General features: G+C 53.2%; 22 protein-coding genes. 21 read left to right on the top strand and 1 reads right to left on the bottom strand.

Annotated features, from left to right (window positions below; all coding sequences use genetic code 11):
* The first annotated feature begins 136 nt into the window (after positions 1–136).
* On the top strand, positions 137–979 hold the full coding sequence (locus PDUR_RS22850) for a helix-turn-helix transcriptional regulator (protein ID WP_042208327.1): 843 nt from the start codon (positions 137–139) through the stop codon (positions 977–979).
* A 141-nt stretch (positions 980–1,120) separates the two neighbouring features.
* Positions 1,121–2,113: a quinone oxidoreductase family protein gene (locus PDUR_RS22845; RefSeq protein ID WP_042208326.1), complete on the top strand. Its 993-nt coding sequence runs from the start codon at positions 1,121–1,123 to the stop codon at positions 2,111–2,113.
* 99 nt (positions 2,114–2,212) lie between these two features.
* Here PDUR_RS22845 and PDUR_RS22840 read toward each other — a convergent pair whose 3' ends face one another.
* Positions 2,213–3,346, bottom strand: a complete 1,134-nt coding sequence (locus PDUR_RS22840) for a mandelate racemase/muconate lactonizing enzyme family protein (protein WP_042208325.1) — start codon at positions 3,344–3,346, stop codon at positions 2,213–2,215.
* Between the two features lie 354 nt (positions 3,347–3,700).
* Here PDUR_RS22840 and PDUR_RS22835 point away from each other — a divergent pair, with 354 nt between their 5' ends.
* The 19 genes from PDUR_RS22835 (at position 3,701) to PDUR_RS22745 (ending at position 19,728) form a co-directional block, all read left to right on the top strand.
* Positions 3,701–4,369 (top strand): GntR family transcriptional regulator, encoded by a 669-nt coding sequence (locus tag PDUR_RS22835; protein ID WP_051499538.1) that lies wholly within the window; start codon positions 3,701–3,703, stop codon positions 4,367–4,369.
* 18 nt (positions 4,370–4,387) lie between these two features.
* Positions 4,388–5,269: an ABC transporter substrate-binding protein gene (locus PDUR_RS22830; protein WP_233277596.1), complete on the top strand. Its 882-nt coding sequence runs from the start codon at positions 4,388–4,390 to the stop codon at positions 5,267–5,269.
* Between the two features lie 93 nt (positions 5,270–5,362).
* On the top strand, positions 5,363–6,079 hold the full coding sequence (locus tag PDUR_RS22825) for an amino acid ABC transporter permease (protein WP_042208324.1): 717 nt from the start codon (positions 5,363–5,365) through the stop codon (positions 6,077–6,079).
* Positions 6,080–6,108: 29 nt separating this feature from the next.
* On the top strand, positions 6,109–6,825 hold the full coding sequence (locus PDUR_RS22820; protein ID WP_042208323.1) for an amino acid ABC transporter ATP-binding protein: 717 nt from the start codon (positions 6,109–6,111) through the stop codon (positions 6,823–6,825).
* A gap of 64 nt (positions 6,826–6,889) precedes the next feature.
* Positions 6,890–7,690 carry a nitrilase-related carbon-nitrogen hydrolase gene (locus tag PDUR_RS22815; protein WP_052410360.1) on the top strand — a complete coding sequence of 267 codons (801 nt, stop codon included), beginning with the start codon at positions 6,890–6,892 and terminating at the stop codon, positions 7,688–7,690.
* Between the two features lie 33 nt (positions 7,691–7,723).
* On the top strand, positions 7,724–8,899 hold the full coding sequence (locus PDUR_RS22810; protein WP_218918424.1) for a M24 family metallopeptidase: 1,176 nt from the start codon (positions 7,724–7,726) through the stop codon (positions 8,897–8,899).
* Entirely contained in the window at positions 8,896–9,681 is a 786-nt protein-coding gene (locus tag PDUR_RS22805) for an SDR family oxidoreductase (RefSeq protein WP_042208322.1), read from the top strand. Before PDUR_RS22810 ends, PDUR_RS22805 begins: the two co-directional genes overlap by 4 nt.
* The gene (locus tag PDUR_RS22800; protein WP_052410359.1) at positions 9,678–10,859 is read left to right on the top strand and encodes a M20 family metallopeptidase; all 1,182 of its coding nucleotides are present in this window, start codon (positions 9,678–9,680) and stop codon (positions 10,857–10,859) included. The genes PDUR_RS22805 and PDUR_RS22800 overlap by 4 nt, the downstream gene beginning before the upstream one ends.
* A 19-nt stretch (positions 10,860–10,878) precedes the next feature.
* Positions 10,879–12,081 (top strand): pyridoxal phosphate-dependent aminotransferase, encoded by a 1,203-nt coding sequence (locus tag PDUR_RS22795; RefSeq protein ID WP_052410358.1) that lies wholly within the window; start codon positions 10,879–10,881, stop codon positions 12,079–12,081.
* Between the two features lie 17 nt (positions 12,082–12,098).
* The gene (locus PDUR_RS22790) at positions 12,099–12,998 is read left to right on the top strand and encodes a dihydrodipicolinate synthase family protein (RefSeq protein ID WP_042208321.1); all 900 of its coding nucleotides are present in this window, start codon (positions 12,099–12,101) and stop codon (positions 12,996–12,998) included.
* A gap of 202 nt (positions 12,999–13,200) precedes the next feature.
* A complete protein-coding gene (locus tag PDUR_RS22785; RefSeq protein ID WP_052410357.1) occupies positions 13,201–13,524 on the top strand; it encodes an ArsR/SmtB family transcription factor in 324 nt (107 codons plus the stop codon).
* A 91-nt stretch (positions 13,525–13,615) separates the two neighbouring features.
* The gene (locus PDUR_RS22780) at positions 13,616–13,960 is read left to right on the top strand and encodes an ArsR/SmtB family transcription factor (RefSeq protein ID WP_042208320.1); all 345 of its coding nucleotides are present in this window, start codon (positions 13,616–13,618) and stop codon (positions 13,958–13,960) included.
* A 15-nt stretch (positions 13,961–13,975) separates the two neighbouring features.
* Positions 13,976–15,271: an arsenic transporter gene (locus tag PDUR_RS22775; RefSeq protein ID WP_042208319.1), complete on the top strand. Its 1,296-nt coding sequence runs from the start codon at positions 13,976–13,978 to the stop codon at positions 15,269–15,271.
* 21 nt (positions 15,272–15,292) lie between these two features.
* Positions 15,293–15,712 carry an arsenate reductase (thioredoxin) gene (gene arsC / locus PDUR_RS22770; protein ID WP_042208318.1) on the top strand — a complete coding sequence of 140 codons (420 nt, stop codon included), beginning with the start codon at positions 15,293–15,295 and terminating at the stop codon, positions 15,710–15,712.
* 57 nt (positions 15,713–15,769) lie between these two features.
* Complete coding sequence (arsD, locus tag PDUR_RS22765) at positions 15,770–16,132, top strand: arsenite efflux transporter metallochaperone ArsD (protein WP_042208317.1); 363 nt, start codon at positions 15,770–15,772, stop codon at positions 16,130–16,132.
* Between the two features lie 17 nt (positions 16,133–16,149).
* Positions 16,150–17,934, top strand: a complete 1,785-nt coding sequence (gene arsA, locus PDUR_RS22760; RefSeq protein ID WP_042208316.1) for an arsenical pump-driving ATPase — start codon at positions 16,150–16,152, stop codon at positions 17,932–17,934.
* A 25-nt stretch (positions 17,935–17,959) separates the two neighbouring features.
* Positions 17,960–18,391, top strand: coding sequence for a protein-tyrosine phosphatase family protein (locus PDUR_RS22755; protein ID WP_042208315.1), 432 nt, complete (start codon positions 17,960–17,962; stop codon positions 18,389–18,391).
* Between the two features lie 224 nt (positions 18,392–18,615).
* Complete coding sequence (locus PDUR_RS22750; protein ID WP_042208314.1) at positions 18,616–19,074, top strand: nuclear transport factor 2 family protein; 459 nt, start codon at positions 18,616–18,618, stop codon at positions 19,072–19,074.
* A 69-nt stretch (positions 19,075–19,143) separates the two neighbouring features.
* Positions 19,144–19,728: a TetR/AcrR family transcriptional regulator gene (locus PDUR_RS22745; protein WP_042208313.1), complete on the top strand. Its 585-nt coding sequence runs from the start codon at positions 19,144–19,146 to the stop codon at positions 19,726–19,728.
* The last annotated feature ends 57 nt before the right edge of the window (positions 19,729–19,785 follow it).

The raw sequence follows: 19,785 nt of genomic DNA, 5'->3' as shown, positions 1-19,785 counted from the left end.
ATAATTTTCCCCTTAAATAAGAGCGTGTGATAAAGAGGGTTGGATTTTTTCGGTGGGAAATAGGGTTGTGTTATCCTAAGATTAGGAACGGTTGCAGTATTGGAATAACTTAAAATGGGGGGGATGTGCCGTGTCAATGGAAGTACGGAAGCTTAAAGCGCTAGGCCAGTTTCTGAGATCGCGCCGGGAGCGGATACAGCCTGCCATGGTTGGTATCAGCGGGAAGTATGGCCGCAGAAGAACTCCAGGTCTTCGCCGGGAAGAAGTTGCCGAGTTAGCTGAAGTGAGCACGACCTGGTATACGTGGTTGGAGCAGGGCCGGGAAGTTCGTGTATCTAAAGATGTTATCGAAAGAATAGGAAGAGCACTACTGCTATCGCCGGAAGAGCACCTGCACCTTAAGCGGCTGGCAAATTATGATCGGATGACCGACCCCAGCGCATCACCAATGAATGGAATAGACACGGGGCTGCGGCAGATTGTCGAACAGATTCGTTATCCTGCCATTATCGCCACATTCCGGACAGATGTATTGGTTTGGAACCGTATGGCTTCTATATTTTTAACGGATTTCGATTCGCTTCCCAAGGAAGAATGCAATATGACACGTCTTGTATTCACCGATTCTTCTTTGCGCCAGAACATAGCCAACTGGGACGAGTTCGCCAGGTACGGCTTAGCGATCCTCCGTTCTTATTACGACCAGCATCCGGATGATCCTGTGCTCGAGGAATTCGTTCAAGGACTATGTAACGACAGCCCATTATTCGCAGAGTTCTGGCAGCTGCATGATGTGCAGGATAAAAAGGCCGTCCGATTTGAATTAAACCATCCCGAGGCTGGACCGCTAACCTTTACACTGAATTCTTTCAGTCATATAAACGGCAATTCCGATATCCACCTCTGTGTCTACACTCCCGAAGAGGGTACATTGACCGAACAGCATATGTTGGAATTTACCGGGCAATCCATCCTTTAACTGGGCGCCAAACCGTTCTTGCAGCAGCGTTCTTTTTCGTTATCCTATCAAATTGTATACCCGTATAATTAAACACTGTCTGCCTTCTTCTGCGCGAATTAAGATAGTTTCAACCGGTAGATTTGAAGGAGGCAATAGGTAATGAAAGCGATGGTTATAGACGGATTTGGCGGTGCAGAAAAATTACGGCTCATGGAATTGCCCGATCTCAGTCCAGCTCCCGGGAATCTCACGATTGACGTGGCTTATGCAGGCGTTGGATACGCGGACATATTGTTGCGCCGGGGCGAATTCGGTTCTTCATTCTCAATGCCGCTTGTACCTGGACTCGAAGTGTCCGGATATGTTCGAGCGATTGGGGAAGGAGTAGAAGGCTTTTATGTCGGTCAGCCCGTTGCATCGATGACGCTGCTGAATCTTGGGGGCTACGCGGCAATGGCGAGTGTAAGAGCTTCGCTGACCGTACCGCTGGATACGCTCGGTTCGGAGCTTGACCTGGCAACAGCAGCCGCATCCATCGTCAATTTAACGACCGCCTACATGGCGATAAAAGACGTGAACCGGATGCAGGCGGGGAGTACCGTGCTCATTCACGCTGCTGCCGGAGGGCTTGGAAGCTTTCTTAGTCAAGTAGCAAAGCGGCTGGGAGCAAAGCATGTGATGGGTACGGTCGGCAGTACCGGGAAATTGAAGCTTGCCGAATCTCTTGGTTATGATGAGCTCTTTCTCCGGGATGAATTTGTTGAACGTGTTCTTCACGCGACAGGGGGAGCAGGCGTTGATGCCGTCTTCGATCCGGTGGGAGGAGAAGCACGCTCCCGCAGTCTCCAAGTACTTAGCCCTCTCGGACAATTGGTCGTTGTGGGGAATGCGAGCGGTGAACCGGACATGCTTCAATCAACGAACGGTTTATGGATCAACAATCAAGCGATTGCCGGGTTTTCGCTCGGCGGGTACGCTGAGACCGCTCCGGACAAGGTAGGAGCAGCGGCGAAGGAAGCGCTAGGCATGCTGGCGCGCGGTGAGCTTCACTCCGAGGTGTCAGGCGTTTATCCATTGGAACAGGTAGCGGAGACACATCTCCTTTTGGAGAAGAAGAATACCATTGGAAAGATCGTTTTGAAGATTCAATAATCAAGGTGCCAGGGGTCGGAAAATACAAACAGCAAGCCTCCAATCAAACGGAGGCTTGCTGTTTTGCTTCTATAATATATTGGAAATCCTAGAGGCGGCCTACGTTGCGCCAGCGGACAGGCTGGCGATATTGGTCAAACGGGATTCATCGACGGTGACGCCCAGTCCGAAGCCTTCGGGAACCGATACAGCTCCGTTCGACACCGTAAGCGCGCCGGCGGGATCGTCTTCGGGACGGACCCGCTGGAATCCCCATACTTCAAAGTGGCTGGCGCGCGAAGCCGCCGCGATTTGCAGCAGAGCGGCGGTAGCGAGCCGACCCTCGTCCATCTGCCCGAGCATATACGGGATGCCGAAGGATTCGGCGACCGCCATCATCCGCAGCAGATTGGCGACAGACCCCGCCTTGACGAGCTTCAAGTGAACAATATCGGCCGCGCCCTCGGCGGCAATCCGGGCGACATCCGCGCAGGTGCGGCAGCTCTCATCGGCCACAACGGCGGCCCGTGTCTGCTGCCGGACCTGTTTCAGACCGGAGAAGTCGTCAGCAGGCACGGGCTGCTCTACCCATTCCACACCAAGCGCTTCGAGTTCCCTCAAGCGGAGGGACGCTTGCTTGGGCGTCCACCCCTGATTGGCATCGACACACAGAAGAACTTCTCCGCCAAGCCCGAGTGAGTCGATGACGGCTCTGGCCCGCCGCACCCGTTCAAGATCAGCGGCCCGGTCCGGGCCGACTCTCACCTTAATGGTCCGAAAGCCGTCCTGCAAATACCGGACCGCTTCCTCCTCAGCTTCATCCGGTGTGCCGAAGGCGATCGTGGCATCGCTCGGGATGGAATCCCGCAGCCGTCCCCCCAGCAGATCGGCGACGGACACTTTCAACTGCTTGCCCATGAGATCGAGCAGGGCAATATCTACCGCGGCGCGGGCCGCGCTGTTGCCGTTAATCAGCTTATCGAGCTGGGCGTTGATCCTATTTCTGTTCATCACGGGCTTTCCGAGCAGTGCGGGGCCCAGTGTATGCGTAAGAACCGCCGCCACCCGTTCGGGCGTATCGCCGGTAACATATTCGCAGTTTCCGCGCACTTCGCTCCAGCCGGTAACGCCGGAATCGGCTGTAATGCGCAGATAGATTTCTTTTAGATGAGTGACGGTTCCGGAAGAAGAATGAGTGAATGGGGGAGAGAGCGGGAGGTCACATCTGAACACATCAATTTGTGAAATAAGCATACCTACACCTCGTTTTTTCATTCGGCAGAGAAGAAAATGATGTTATGAAATCTAACGCAATTAAAGGTTTTGATGCAAAAAATGGATGAGAAATTGATATTTGATCAAATATCACAGTAATTATAGTCACATAAAATCTTATTTTGCAACTAAAATATCGACAAAATATCTATATTTTCGACTTCATGTCAGTTATTTCGACCTTGTGACAGGAATATTTACAATTTGAGATATTTTTATTGACAGTTTGTCGAATTGCCCCTTACAATGTGACCTATATCACAGGTAATCATTGATCGTTGATATTTGATCAAATATCCGATCTTGAAATTTTAGAAAGGAGATGCTGAATGATTGAGTAGAATCCCAACCTTTGTTACCGCGTCGGAGCATGTGTACTCCGTTCTCAAGCAGTGGGTGTTATCCGGCGAATTGGCTCCTGGCGAGAAAATCGACCAAGATGCTGTCGCTGCCCGTCTCGGGGTAAGCAAAATGCCCGTCCGCAGCGCGCTGGACAAGCTGGCAGCCCAGGATCTGGTTCTGCTGCATTCACACAGGGGCGTAACGGTCACCCCATTGTCGGCGGAGCATCTCGAAGATATTTATCTGGTCCGTTGTAATCTGGAAGGCTTGGCCGTACAGCTTGCGACAGAGCTGCTAACGCCGGAGGATGCTGCCGTCCTTAACGGCATGATTCAGAAGCAGGAGGAACTGGCCAATCACCACAGCCTCGACACCGAAGCCATTCTGGCCGCCAACCGCGAGTTTCATATGTTCATTTACAGTCTTGCACAGCGTCCTGTGCTGTTGTCGATCATTGAACGGTTATGGGAGCAGAGCGAACGATATCGCCGCATTCTTTTAATCCAGCCCGGAATGGTTGACGGTTCTCTTAACGAGCATCGCCGGCTGGTGGAGCTCATGACCCTCAAGCAGGCGGAGGAAGCCAGCCGTTATCTAGTCGAACACAATCGGAAGACCCAGCAAGTTGTACTGAGTGTAATGCAAAACAACCAGAACTGATGAGGAGAGATTAACGTGATGATGAAGAACACCAAGATGCTTGTCTGTGCGATGTTGGTATTGGTGGTTGCGGTGTTGAGCGCATGCTCCGGAACAAACAGTGCAAACGGAGGGCAGGCCTCTGCACCGGCCGAAAGCAGCAAGCCGCAAGAGACGGCAGCCGCAGCCGCTCCATCTTTTTTGGTTGAAAAAGGGTTCCTGACCTATGGCACGGCCGCAACGTTTCCTCCTTTCGAATACATGGTGAACAATGAATTCACCGGCTTCGATATTGAACTGGGACAAGCGATTGCGAAGGAGATGGGCGTAGAGGTCAAGATCCAGTCCATGAACTTCGACGGCCTGATTCCGGCCCTGCAGGGCAAACGGATCGATATCATCAATTCCGCCATGTATATCAAGCCCGAGCGGGAAGAGCAAGTAGACTTCATCCCTTATATGGGTCTGGCCGATTCGATCGTCGTGAAGAGCGGCAATCCGAAGGGGATCAAAAGCTTGGATGATCTGTCCGATCTGACGGTTGCCGTCACACGCGGAGCTGTCGAGGAAATCAACGTCCGTGAACATAACGAAAAACTGAAGCAAGCCGGAAAGAAAGAAATTAAAATTTTGGCGCTACCGACTGCCAATGACGCCGTCCTTGCAACCGAGCAGGGCCGTGCCGACGCATTCCTTCACTCTTCTCCCGGAGCGGCTTACCTGCAAGAGGAGAAACCGGGCGTATTCGAAATCGCCGGCTCCTTCGGTGCGGATACGAAGATCGGAATCGCTGTTCGCAAGGGCGACACGGAAACGAAGACAGCCATCGAAGCAGCGCTGAAGAAAGTCGTTGAGAACGGAACCTATACACAATTGATGGAAAAATATCATCTGCCTGCTGAAATGAGCTACTTCAAGTGATATCCGTCACCTAAGATAATCATAGCCGTCAGATTCGCGTGAACGCTTTTTACCCCGCGAATCTGACGGAAGCTGTAAAAAGGAGGTTTAAGAATGGAATTATTGGAAGGCGTTTGGGCGTATCTGGGTTCCCGTGCTTTTCTGGATGGAGCCGTAAATACAATGAAGCTCACGCTGGTGTCGCAGATTGTCGCCGTCCTTCTTGGATTCATCATTGCCCTTGCCAAAATGTCAAGGTGGAAGCTTCTGCAGGGCTTGGCGGCTTCGTATATATGGATTTTTCGCGGGATTCCCGTGTTGGTGCAGCTGATCTTTGTGTACACCGCGCTGCCCCAGTTCGGGATCAGGCTGACCGGGTTCCAGTCGGCATTCGTCGCACTCGCGCTTAATGAGGCAGCTTATATGGCGGAAATCGTGCGTTCCGGTCTCGCATCGGTCGGCAAAGGGCAGCACCGGGCGGCTAACGCCCTCGGAATGAACAGCTGGCAGCGGATGAGATACGTCGTTCTTCCCCAGGCGTTTCGCGTCATCGTCCCGCCGACAGCCAACCAGTTCATCGGCATGCTGAAGACCTCGGCGATGGCCTCGGTCGTAGGCTATACCGATCTGCTGCTGACCGCTCAGCAGACCGCCAGCGCCAACTTCGATTATGTCGATACGCTGATTGCGGCCGTCATTTACTACCTTGCCTTTACGGCGCTGTTCACGCTCGTGCAGACATACCTGGAGCGGCGGATGGATATTACCCGTTCGCGAACCCGCAAGCCCCGGCTGTTCTCGCTGATGAAGCGAGGGAAGTCAATCTTATAGCTTGAAAAACGGAAAGGAGGTCGAACATTGTGCTGCAAATCGAGCAGGTGTCCAAGCAATACCATGGTGATCCGATCCTAAAAGAGGTCTCTCTTGATATCCGCGAGGGTGAACGTGTGGTTATTATCGGACCTTCCGGTTCGGGCAAGTCAACGCTGCTGAGATGCATGGCGGGGCTTGAACCCATCGACGGCGGACAGATTCTGTACAATGGACAGGATGTGGGGGTATCGCGGCATGTGCGGGCGGAGATCGGCATGGTTTTTCAATCGTTCGATCTGTTCCAGCACCTGAACGCGATCCAGAATATTATGCTGGCTCCGAAAGTAGTGCGCAGGGAAAAAGAGCATGAGGTCCGGGCGCGCGCAGTTCAATTGCTGGAACGGGTACGTCTGAAAGACCGGGCCGAGCATTATCCCGAACAGCTGTCTGGGGGGCAGCAGCAGCGCATCGCGATTGCGCGGGCGCTTGCCATGAATCCGAAGCTGATGCTGTTCGACGAGCCGACCTCAGCGCTTGATCCCGAGATGACGGCCGAGGTTCTGGACGTGATCTCGGATCTCGCCAGAGACGGCATGACCGTCGTCATCGTTACGCATGAGATGGAATTCGCGCGCCGGGTAGGCGACCGCATTATTTTTATGGACCAGGGAAAGGTTGTCGAAGACCTGCCTTCATCGCAGATGGAAGAAGCCGGCAAGCATCCCCGCCTGGCGCAGTTCCTTAACCAGATTACCCAGTACTGACGGGACAAAGTCTGTGTATCAGCTGTTTGAAATGAGGAATTCAGGCTTTAAAGGGGGGAGAGGCTTGGCAACCGTTAAACTGGCGCTGGTGCAGTTCGAAAGCGCACTGATGGATGTTGCCGCGAATGTCAGGAGAGGTCTGGAGTTCGTTGAACAGGCCTCTCGGCAGGGCGCCGATCTGATCGTGTTCCCGGAGCTGTGCATCACCGGATACAATACCGACGTGATCGGCGACCGCTATCATGAGCTGGCCGAGGATACCGGCGGTCCGACGGTTCAGGCATTCCGGGAAGCCGCCCGAGCGCATAACATTAACATCGTGCTTGGGATGGCACTGAAGCTGGACGAAGGAGGGACCGCCAACGGCGCCGTGATTATTGACCGAACCGGAGCCGTCGCGGGTACGTACAGCAAGGTTCATCTCTGGGAGGACGAGCGAAAATATTTTGAACCCGGTGACGTTTGTTCACCGTATGAGCTTGATTTCGGCAAGCTCGGAGTCCTGATTTGTTACGATGCGGGGTTCCCGGAGGCTGCGCGTACCCTTGCTCTGCAAGGGGCGAAGCTGATCGTGACTCCATCCGCTTTTTCGATTGAAGACAAGCACAGATGGGACATTTATTATCCGGCAAGAGCGCTTGAAAATACCTGCTTTGTGGCAGGCATCAATGGCGTGGGCGGCGATCTGCGGTTGTTCGGCAACAACAAGCTGGCGAATCCGAAGGGCGAGCTCATCGTCAGCGGCCATTTGAATGAAGAGGACATGCAGGTGCTGGAGATCAATCTGGATGAAGCGGACGAATGCTCGAAGCTCACACCCTATTTAAGAGATTTGAGAATGGATACTTACGGCTATCAGGCTTGACAACGATGAGTTCAGGGAAAGGGGTAGACGATATTGAGCGCCATATCATTGGTATTTTCCAGGGATGAATTCGATTCCCGCCTTCAAAATGTACAACGCGAGCTTGAACTCAAGGGGCTCAGCGGCATGCTGATTCACACCCCTGAAAATATTTTTTATCTAACCGGCTATCAGAGCCCGGGCTATTATATGTACCAATGTCTGGTCGTGCCGGCTTTCGGCGATCCGGTGCTTGTGCTCCGACGGGGCGAGTTGTCCAACGTTCAAACCTACAGCTGGCTGCCTGAAAGCCAGGTCAGAACCTATGACGACACGAACGACCCGGTTGCGTTGACCGCAGATACGGTCAGAGAGATCGGCATCGCACCCGGAGCAATCGGCCTGGAGACGGGCTCCTGGTTCCTGCCTGTCCGCAATTACCAGAAGTTTGAGAAAATGCTTGGCGATTTCCGTCTTACGGATGCCCAGGGCACGGTGGAAGGGCTGAGAGTGATCAAGTCCCCGGCGGAGATCGCTTACATTCGTGAAGCCTGCACGGTGGCCGACCGTTCGATGCAGGCCGGGCTGGATGCAATCCAGGCGGGGGTGAATGAAGACGAGGCTGCCGCAGCGATGTTCTCCGGCATGATCTTGGCCGGGGGCGAGTATTTGGGGATGGAGCCGTTCATCTCCTCCGGTTACCGTTCGGGCAACATGCATGCCGCATGGGGGCACAAGGTCATCGGCGACGGCGAGACGCTCCTGCTGGAAGTGGCGGGCGCACGCAACCGGTACCATGGGGCGCTTATGCGGGCTGCCTATACCGGTACGCCAACCGATGAAATCAAGCGGGTGACCGAGGTGTGCATCGCTTCCTTGAACGCCGCGATTGAAGCTGTTCGTCCGGGCGTTACCGCCGGAGAGGTTGACGAAGCCTGCCGGGGAACAATTGAGCGTGCCGGACTGTATGAGCAGTTTCGCAAACGCACCGGCTACTCGATCGGCGTCGCTTTTGCGCCGGACTGGGGCGAAGGCCATATTATGAGCCTTCAGCGGGACGATGACCGCGTGCTGCTGCCGGGCATGATATTCCACATCCCGCCGGCGCTTCGCGTTCCGAACCGCTACGGCGTCGGATTCAGCGAGACGATTCTGGTGACGGAAACCGGCTGCGAAGTGCTGACCAAGCTGCCGCGCGAGCTGACCCTGGCGAAGGGGGTTAACGCATGAGCGGACAATTCGCTGGGAAGACCGCGCTGGTAGCGGCGGCAAGCAAGGGGCTTGGCCGCGCCGTGGCGTTCGAGCTGGCGCGCGGCGGGGCGAAGGTGGCGCTGTTCAGCCGAAATGGCGCGGAGGCTAAAGACGTGGCTGCGGAAATTACCGCCGAAACGGGAATGCCCGCGCTCGGCGTTCAGGCCGACGTCTGCTCCGCTTCCGACCTGTCCCGCTGCGTGGAAGAAACGGTCTCCGCTTTTGGCGGGCTGCATGTTCTGGTCACCAACGCGGGCGGCCCTCCTGCCGGGAATTTCGAGTCGCTCAAAGAGGAAGACTGGCAGTACGCCTATGAGCTGAACGTGCTGAGTGTGGTCCGTCTCGTCCAGGGCGCGCTTCCGCATCTGAAGGAACAGGGCGGCGCCATCGTCAATCTGGCTTCGTCCTCGGTCAAGCAGCCCATCCCCGGGCTGACGCTCTCCAATGTAATGCGGACCGGCGTGGCCGGACTCGGCAAGACGCTGGCGGAGGAGCTTGCCCCGTATGGCATCCGGGTGAATACGGTGGCTCCGGGGCGGATCGACACGGACCGGGTTCGTTCTCTGGACCGGATACGGGCGGACAAGGCTGGGGTTACCCCGGAAGCGATAAAGTCGCAGAGCGAGAAGCAGATTCCGCTTGGGCGTTACGGGCAGCCGGATGAATTCGCCCGCGTGGTAGCCTTTCTCTGCTCCGACGGAGCGAGCTATGTAACGGGCCAGACGCTGCTGGTCGATGGCGGGATGGTGAAATCGCTATGAGTGAAGACGTTCGCATAGTGGAGCCGGTCATTCACCCCGAGCGAACGGTTGAGATACTGGCCGATCTGATCCGCTTTCAGAGCGTGAACCCTAGCGGTACGGAGGAAGAAGCGGCTGCTTATGTCGCCCAAGTCATGCGGGAAGCGGGCTGTGAAGTCGAGCTTCAAGAAATCGAGCCGGGACGGCCGAATGTGATCGCCCGCCTGAAGGGTACGGGCGGCGGGAAGACGATTATTCTGAATACGCATATGGATGTCGTGCCGGCCGGCGAAGGCTGGAGCTCCGATCCGTTCACCATGCTCCGCAAGGGTGACCGGGTCTACGGCCGGGGCGTCATGGATGCGAAGGGACCTTTGGCCGCCATGATGGCTGCCGTCGAAGCGATTGCCGCATCCGGCGCGCAGCTTCCGGGGGACATCGTGCTTGCGGCGGTCGTGGATGAAGAGGCGGCGAGCCTAGGAGCCCGCAGGCTTCCGGATGATCTGCACGGTGATCTGGCGGTGATCGGCGAGGCTACTGATGGCAGCCTTGCGATCGCGCACCGGGGCAGCATACGCCCGGTTCTCCTCGCCGAAGGGGTTTCGGCCCATTCGTCAACGCCTCATCTTGGCGTCAATGCCGTGTCCCTTATGGCGCGGACGCTTGTAGCGCTTGAAGACTTCGCCGAACAGGAGCTGACGAAACGGATTCACCCGTTGACGGGACAGTCGACCTTGTCTGTCACGATAATTAACGGGGGAATCAAGGAATCGATGATCCCGGACCGCTGCGAGGCGCTGATCGACCGCCGGCTTATTCCCGGCGAAGCGGAAGATGACGCTCTGCGGGAGATCGAGCAGATCATTGCCGGTCTGCCCGCGCTGGACGGCCGGGTCCGCATCGACCGGCTCGTTCTGACAACCGGGGTGGCGTCGGAAACCCGTCCCGATCACCCGATGGTCGAGCTGGCTTCCGCCGCGATCGAACGGGTATACGGACGTAAGCCGGAGCTTACGGGACTTACGGCCAATTGCGATATGACCCACTTCGTCAAACGGGGAATTCCGTCCGTCATCTACGGGCCAGGAGATTTCAGCGTGGCTCATAAAATTGACGAATGGGTGACATTGTCAGAACTGGAGAATGCAACACGGGTCTACACCTCCATTGCGGTGGAAGTCGCAGGCTCGTATAGATAAATAGAAGAGGTGATGGACGTTGTTGAACCAACATGTTCAGTTGGCGGATTGGGTGGAGCGCGTCCTGCCGTCCCCGACTGCAATGCTGGAGTCCACGGTGGCGCAGTACCAGCGGGAAGGCCGAACCGTGTACCGCTTGGGCCTCGGACAGCCGGACTTTCCAACGCCTGACCGGGCCAAAGCGGCCGCGATTCAGGCGATTCAAGATAATTTCACGGGATACACCGATACGAGCGGCATCCTGCCTCTGCGGGAAGCGATATGCAGAGCGCTTCACCGGGATATGGGACTCAGCTATGAGCCGGGGGAGATTGTAGTTACCGTTGGAGGCAAGCATGCGTTGTTCAACGCGATTTGCACGCTGTGCCGTCCGGGGGACGAGGTGCTGATCCCGGTTCCGTATTGGGTGTCGTTTCCTGAGCAGGTTAAATTCGCCGGCGCCAAGCCGGTCTTCGTTCAGACCGATGCTTCCGCCGGATACAAAGTGACGCCGGAGTCGCTCGCACCGTTGGTGAATGAGTCGACCCGTCTGCTGATTCTCAACCAGCCGAATAATCCTTCCGGCGCGGTATACAGCGCAGAGGAGCTGCTCAGGCTAGCCGAGTTCTGCCGCGAGCGGGATCTTTGGGTCATCAGCGACGAGGTGTATTCCGCGTTTGTGTTTAAGCCGGAAGGCTATACGAGCATCGCATCATTTCCCGGTATGCGGGAGCGGACTGTCGTGATCAACGCAGTATCCAAGTCGTACGGAATGACCGGTTGGAGAATCGGTTATTCGGCCGCACCGGCGGCTGTTACCGGGGCGATGCTTCGTCTGCAGTCCCATACGACGAGCAACCCATCATCCATTGCCCAACAAGCGGCGCTGGCCGCTATTGATGGCCCCCAGGACGATCTGACGGATATCCGGGACGAATACGCGGCACGCCGCGACATTCTGGTTGAAGGGGTTCGGCGGATCAAGGGTCTGGAGTGCAGCGTGCCGGACGGCGCCTTCTATGTATGGGTTGACGCCTCCGCCTGGCGCGGTCAAGCCTTGGAGGGACGAACCATATCCACCGCCGACGATCTGGCGGATATCCTGCTGACGAAGGCTGGAGTCGCGGTGATGCCGGGAACCGGGTTCGGCAGCCCGTATCATATCCGCCTGTCCTATGCCGTTTCCCGGGAAGAAATGGAGAACGGAATCGCGGCCATGGAATCGATTCTAGGGAGCAAATAAGGGAGGAAGTTTAAGACATGTCCACAACTGATTTGAAAGATAAGCTTAAAGGAATTTACGTGCTCGCCATCACTCCGATGACGGAAACGCTCGCCTTCGACCCGGACGCGCTGCGCCGGAATATCGACCACTATATCGCCTCGGGCGCTCACGGCGTTATTGTTGGGGGCACCTACGCGGAGTATCCAAGTCTGACGATCGACGAACGGAAGCAGCTGTTCACCGCCGCTGCGGACGCGGTAGCCGGCCGGGTTCCGCTGCTGTGCTGCACGGCGGCCAGCGGCACCGACGAAGCCAGCGAGCTGGCACATGCGGCCAAGCTGGCCGGAGCCGACGGCGTGATGGTAACTCCTCCGTATGTATCCGAGGTGCGGCCACAGGATATTCTGTATCACTTCCAGCTGCTGAACGAAGCGGCCGAATTGCCGATCTTCATCTACAACAGCGCGAGCATCGGCGTCCATCTGTCGCCGGAAGAAATCGCCGAGCTGGCCAAGCTGGACAACGTCGCGGGAGTCAAGCAGGGTGCTACTGATTTGCATGCGCTGGTGCGGACCGTCGCATACGCCGGTAAAGACATCTCGGTTATGTGCGGCTCGGACGGCCTCATTCTGGGCGGGCTGGCTTCCGGCTTGCCTGGCTGCACATCCACGAACGCCAACTTCATGACTTCCGAGTTTGTCGCGCTCTACAACGAATTCCAGCAAGGCGAAAATGCCCGTGCCATTGAGCGGTACTACCGCTGGCAGCCGATCCGGGATTTGGCCCGCAAATACGGACAACCCGCGATGGTCAAGGCCGCGCTGGACATTATCGGCCTGCCTTCGGGGCCGGTCCGGGCGCCTTTCCGCACGCTGGGGGAGGAAGCCAGAGCGGATATCGCGCGCACCCTGCAGCAGACCGGCATCATAGCATAAGCACCGGCATAGGAACCTCGCCGAAAAGCCATTCGAGCTTTCGGCGAGGTTTTTTGCCTTATACTTTTACGAGAAACCGAGGCCTCCCCTAAAGAGGACGGCGCAGCCGTTTCGTCTTACCTTTCTTGATTTTAAATGAAATGAATTTTAGTATATTATTATATTTTTATGCAGCATTACGTTCGTACTCTCGAGAGGACATATGTTCAATATGGAAATATCCGACAAACTCAAATTATTAGGCGACAGAACCAGACTGACGATCCTTGGACTGCTAAAAGACAAAGAATGGTGCGTCTGCGATTTGGTCGAAATCTTAAATATGTCGCAGCCAGGCGTGAGCCAGCACTTGAGAAAGTTAAAAGCTCAGGGCATTGTCAATGAGACGAGACGCGGGCAGTGGGTGTACTACTCCTTAAATGTGGAGGATAAACCCTATATTCAAGCCGTTCTTGATGAATTGCCGGATACTCAAACCTTGCTGTCCCTGTTAAAGCCAAACTATACCCCGGCCGATTGTGATTGAAGCCAAACTCTAGACCGGAGACAGCCTGTATATTAGTCATTGTTTATATAAGCATATAGTTATATAATGATGAGGTGAAAGGAGGCGGAGCATGAGTTTTGATCTGAAGGAGTTAGACGAAGTATCGCAGACGCTGAAGCTTTTGGGAGATAAGACAAGGCTGACGATCATGAAGCTTCTGGAGAAGCAGGAACGCTGCGTATGCGAGCTCGTTGAGTTTTTTAAGACGAGTCAGCCGTCAATCAGTCAGCATTTGCGGAAGCTGAAGGATGCGGGGCTGGTTAAGGAGAATCGGAAGGGCCAGTGGATTTTTTATTCGATTAATCCAAGCAATGCTCAGTATGAGCTCATTCAAAAATTAATTGCCTTCGTTCCTTCACAAGATCATGCACTGGAAGAGCTGAGTATGAAAGGCATGAAAATTTCATGTGATTAATTGGAGGTCGGCGGATTGGTTTCAGTATTGTTAGCGGGTTTTATTTTTGTTGTTACTTTAATCTTTGTCATTTGGCAGCCCCGGAATTTATCGATTGGATGGTCGGCATGCGGCGGGGCGGTTTTGGCTCTGCTTGCGGGTGTAGTGACTTTTAACGATGTGCTCGATGTGACCCTGATTGTGTGGAATGCCACGTTAGCTTTCATTGCGATCATTCTCATTTCCTTAATCCTTGATAAAATCGGGTTTTTCGAATGGGCTGCCCTACATATGGCGAGAGCGGCGCGCGGGAATGGAATCCGGATGTTCATTTATGTCACCATTCTTGGTGCGGTTGTGGCCGCCTTTTTTGCCAATGACGGTGCGGCGCTCATCCTGACTCCGATTGTGCTGGCTATGGTGCGTGCGCTCCATTTTGATGAGAAAAAGGTGTTTCCATTCATCATCGCCAGTGGATTTATTGCCGATACAACCTCGCTGCCCCTCGTCGTCAGCAATCTGGTCAACATTGTGTCCGCTGATTTCTTCGGGGTGACCTTTATGGAATACGCGGGGCATATGATTATGCCTACCTTGTTTTCCCTGGCGGCCAGCATCTTGGTTCTGTACCTCTTTTTCCGCCAAAGCATCCCGAGACAGTTTGACGGCTCACAGCTAAAAAATCCCGAAGAGGCTATCAAAGACAAGAAAATGTTCAAGCTGTCCTGGATTGTCCTTGCGGTTCTGCTGGCCGGGTACTTCGTCAGTGAGTTCCTGAATATTCCCGTTTCCGCTATAGCCGGGGTGATCGCGATCATTTTCCTGCTTATGGCAAGAAGAAGTCCTTTCGTACCTGCAATGGAAGTGGTTAAAGGGGCGCCTTGGGCGATCGTGTTCTTCTCCATCGGGATGTATGTCGTGGTGTACGGGCTGCGAAATGCCGGTCTCACGGATGTCCTGGCTGACGTGATTCAAGGCGCTGCCGGTCAAGGGCTGTTTGCCGCGACGATGGGGATGGGCTTTATTGCAGCGGTCATTTCATCGGTGATGAATAACATGCCTACGGTTATGATTGACGCGCTGGCCATAGATGCTTCGCATGCCACGGGACTTATTAAGGAAGCTTTGATTTACGCGAATGTCATCGGTTCGGATTTAGGGCCGAAGATTACGCCGATCGGTTCGCTCGCCACACTGCTGTGGCTGCATGTGCTTTCGGCCAAAGGTGTGAAGATCTCTTGGGGGACGTATTTTAGAACAGGCATCATCCTGACGATTCCTACCCTGTTTATCACCCTTTTGGGCCTCTATTTAAGGTTAACCCTATTTTAAATTTAAAGGAGATAATTACCGATGGACAAGAAAACCATTTACTTTTTGTGTACAGGAAACTCCTGTCGAAGCCAGATGGCGGAAGGCTGGGCAAAGAAATACCTCAGTGACGGGTGGAATATTTATAGCGCCGGTATTGAGGCCCATGGCCTTAATCCGAAAGCTGTACAAGCTATGAGTGAAGTGAGCATTGATATCTCGGGGCAGACCTCTGATATTATTGATTCTGAGCTGCTGAATAACGCCGATCTGGTCGTTACGTTATGCGGAGATGCCGCGGACAAATGTCCGGTTACCCCTCCGAAGGTGAAACGTGAACACTGGGGATTTGACGATCCCGCCAAGGCGCAAGGAACGGAAGAAGAGAAATGGGCGGTGTTCCAGCGGGTCCGTGATCAGGTTGGAGCACGCATTAAACAATTTGCCGAAACCGGCGAATAATGAAAAGTCAGGCTGGGAGAGATCCCGGCTTTTTTCAAAGAAGGGAGACCCGTGTTTATGAAATCCATAGAGATTTATGATCCGGCCATGTGCTGTTCCACTGGAGTTTGCGGCCCTGTCGTTGATCCGGAATTAATCCGTATCTCTGCGGTGGTTCATAATTTGAAGAAGAGAGAGTTTAGCGTATCCAGATATAATTTGACCAGTGAGCCGGATGCCTTTGTGGCCAACAATGTGATAAGACAATTGCTTGCTGATGAAGGTCCGGATGTATTGCCTGTAATTATCGTAGATGGACAAGTGGTTAAAAAGCAAAGATACCCCTCGAATGAAGAACTGGAAGAGTGGACGGGGTTCCCGGCATCCGAACTCATACAGAAGCCTAAAGTGCGTCTGCCGTTAAAGGTGAAATCACTATAAGGGAAGGAGAGGGCGGCATGTCCATCCGGTTTGATCCGCTTAATATCCTGAGCACCCCATATTTGTTCTTTACAGGCAAAGGAGGGGTAGGCAAAACGTCAACAGCCTGTGCAGCGGCGGTAGCGCTGGCCGACTCGGGTAAACGGGTCCTGCTTGTTAGCACCGATCCCGCCTCCAATCTGCAGGATGTCTTTGGTATGGAGCTCTCCAATCATCCGGCATCAATTGAGGGTGTTCCCAATCTTTTTGCCGCCAATTTAGACCCGGAGTCAGCTGCGGAAGAGTATAAAGCGAAGGTGGTCGCTCCCTACCGGGGTGTCCTGCCTGATTCGGTTATCTCCACTATGGAAGAGCAGCTGTCAGGCGCATGCACGGTAGAAATCGCTGCTTTTGATGAATTTACGACACTTCTGACCGATGCACATGTAAAATCCCAATTTGATCATATCCTGTTCGATACCGCACCTACGGGCCATACGCTGCGTCTGCTGCAGCTTCCCGCGGCGTGGAGCGGATTCCTGGATGAGAGTACACATGGCGCATCTTGCCTGGGTCCGCTAGCCGGTCTGGAAGCTAAGAAAACATTATACCAACAGGCCGTTCAAACCTTGTCGGATGATGAACAGACCACGCTGATTCTTGTTACCCGTCTGGAACACTCTCCCTTAATGGAGGCGGCCCGCGCGTCATCCGAGCTGAAGAGCACCGGGATTGAGAACCAGATTCTGGTAATTAATGGTTTGCTCTCTTCATGCACCGAAGAAGATCCTGTATCCAAAGGATTTGTTAAGAGGCAGGTACGGGCTTTAGAGCAAATGCCGACTGAACTCCTAGCGATGCCAATGTACCACATTCCATTAGCTCCTTTTAACGTGACCGGGATTAAGAGCCTTCGTGATTTTTTCAACCCGACTCCTGCAGCTGCCGAAAATAATGCATCCGCAGATATTGGCAGTTCGATCCCGCCGCTTGGAACCCTGATTAATGATCTGGACACCGATGGTATCCGAGTCATTTTTACAATGGGAAAAGGCGGTGTAGGAAAGTCAACGATTGCATGTGCCATTGCGGTTGGGCTTGCCGAACGCGGACACCGGGTTCATCTGAGCACGACTGATCCTGCTGCGCATTTGCAGCATGTTTTTGGTGAGACTGCGGATAGGATCACCCTCAGCCGGGTCGATCCCAAGGTTGAACTGGAAAGATACCAGAATGAAGTCTTGAGCCAAAATGCCGATTCACTCGATGAAGAAGGGCTCGCCTTTTTGGAAGAGGATTTAAGATCCCCATGCACAGAAGAAATCGCTGTATTTCGGGCATTTGCCAATTTGGTGGAGCATTCCAAGGAAGAAATTGTAGTAATAGATACGGCGCCGACAGGTCATACCCTGTTATTGCTGGATGCGACCCAGGTGTATCACAAGGAGATTGCCCGTTCCTCCGGCTTGATTCCGGATTCGGTTCAGCATTTGCTGCCAAGGCTCCGTGATCCGAAGGAAACGAGTGTTGTTATCGTCACGTTAGCGGAGGCCACCCCTGTCTATGAAGCCTCGCGTCTGGAAAAAGATCTGAAACGTGCTGGTATCCCTACAAATTGGTGGGTGATCAATCAAAGCTTTGCCGCAGCAGGAACAACGGATCCAATCCTTAGCGGGCGTGGTTATGCCGAGCTGGAATGGATCAGGATGGTTAATCAAGTTTCTGACGGCCATGCTGCAATTATTCCTTGGGAACCGAATGAAGTTGCGGGTTATGAACAACTGAAGATGCTTGCTGAAAGTATTCCTGGACAGAAAGACTAATAATAACGCATAGGAGAGAACTGCAATGGCAAATTATCATGAGCTTGTTCAAGGCAAAGTATATATTGGCGGGGAGAATGGGCTGCTTGAGGCTCTGCAGGAACAGGAGATTTCAGATGTTTTTGATTTGAGAGATAACGGAACAGAGGCGGAAGGCTTTCCGGTACAAGTAACCCGTCATCATTATCCGATTGTGGAGGATCAAACCGGCCAGGAGGGTTCTGTGCATGCGGCCATACAGGCTGTAAAAGAAGCCGTGAATAGCGGGAAAACGGTGTATTTTCATTGCTCAGGAGGACGAAACCGGACAGGAACAGTAGCCACTGGTCTATTACTGGAATTGGGTTTGGCTGCTACCGTGGAAGAGGCGGAAGGCTTTGCCAAAGAAAAGCGCCCGGATATCAACATTAAACAAGAAATGCGTGATGTGCTGAAGGGCTTGTATCCATCCAAGTGATCACATATGAAGCTGAGAGACTGTTCCTCATGGGAATGGTCTTTTTCTTAAGGCAGAAAATCATTTAAAAATAATTCTTGACCAAACGATCTGGAAAGTGTAAGATGAAATCACAAGGAGGTGGTCAACGATAATCACAGTAGGGAATTTTAATACTTAATGGAAGATGTTATTTTTTTGAACATTACAGACTGAATAGTCTAAATTAAAAGGAGGAAAATAAAATGAACAACAACAAACTTACAGCAGGAGTCATTCGCGAGCGGGCACAGGAGACATTTCGGAATCATTTGAAATATTTGTCGGGTGGAGATATTGAAGCGTGGATCAGCCTTTGGCACAAAGACGGTATCCTGGAATTCCCTTACGGCCCGGCAGGATTTCCTGAATATAAACAAGGTAAAGCCGACATGTACGAATATATGCTGAACTTCCCGAAACACTTCGAGGTGCAATTTACAGATCTCGAGTTCCATCCGGCCGTTGACCCCGAGCTTGTGATTGCGGAATTCAAATCCGCCGGGAAGCACAGAGAGACGGGGAACCCTTACAATCAGACGTACATTAGTGTCGTTGAAACGAAAGATGGCCTCATTACGCGCTACCGGGACTTCTGGAATCCGCTGGTGGCGATTGAATCGGTTGGCAGTATGAATGAAGCCGTTGAATTCTCCGGGGTTTAAAAATAATATTGACTGAATAATCTGGAAAAGATAATATAAATGTCACAAGGGAGGAGTGTTCGTTAGGCAATGGCAAGAAGCAAGGAATTCGATACAACGCTTGTTCTGCACAAGGCTATGGAGGTATTTGGGCATTACGGTTACGAAGGCACTTCGCTGCAAAATTTACTCGATGGGCTAGGGATAGCGCGCCAAAGTCTGTACGATACCTATGGTACCAAGCGGGATCTCTTCATCAAGGCTGTAAAACATTATGTAAATGAGAAATCGGATGCAGTCATTTCGTATTTGGAACGCTCAGATTCGGTAAAAAAAGCGATTGCTGATATTTTTCATGAAATTGTGGCCGTTCTGCAAGATGAGCTACGCCGCAAGGAATGCTTCATTATGCATAGCGCCATTGATCAGGTTCCTCATGATCCGGAAATCGCAGCGTTTTTTGAACGGGATATGACACGTTTGGTACAAGCCTTTTATGAAGCGCTGGTTCGCGCCCGAAATCAGGGTGAACTAAGCGGAGACCGTGATTTGCTTGCTCTTGCACGGTATTTGTACCATGAAAGATATTCGCTGACCCAAGTGGCTAAATTAACCACCGATCCTAAAGTTTTGGATGATATTGCTGCCGTTACACTTTCTAAGCTGGATAATTAATGGAGCGCATAAAAGACGCTTCATTATATTTTCGGATTTTTAGATCGATTGGTCTGG

This window comes from Paenibacillus durus, from assembly GCF_000756615.1.
Classification (GTDB): domain Bacteria; phylum Bacillota; class Bacilli; order Paenibacillales; family Paenibacillaceae; genus Paenibacillus_AQ; species Paenibacillus_AQ durus.
This window is presented reverse-complemented; position numbering and strand designations above follow the sequence as displayed.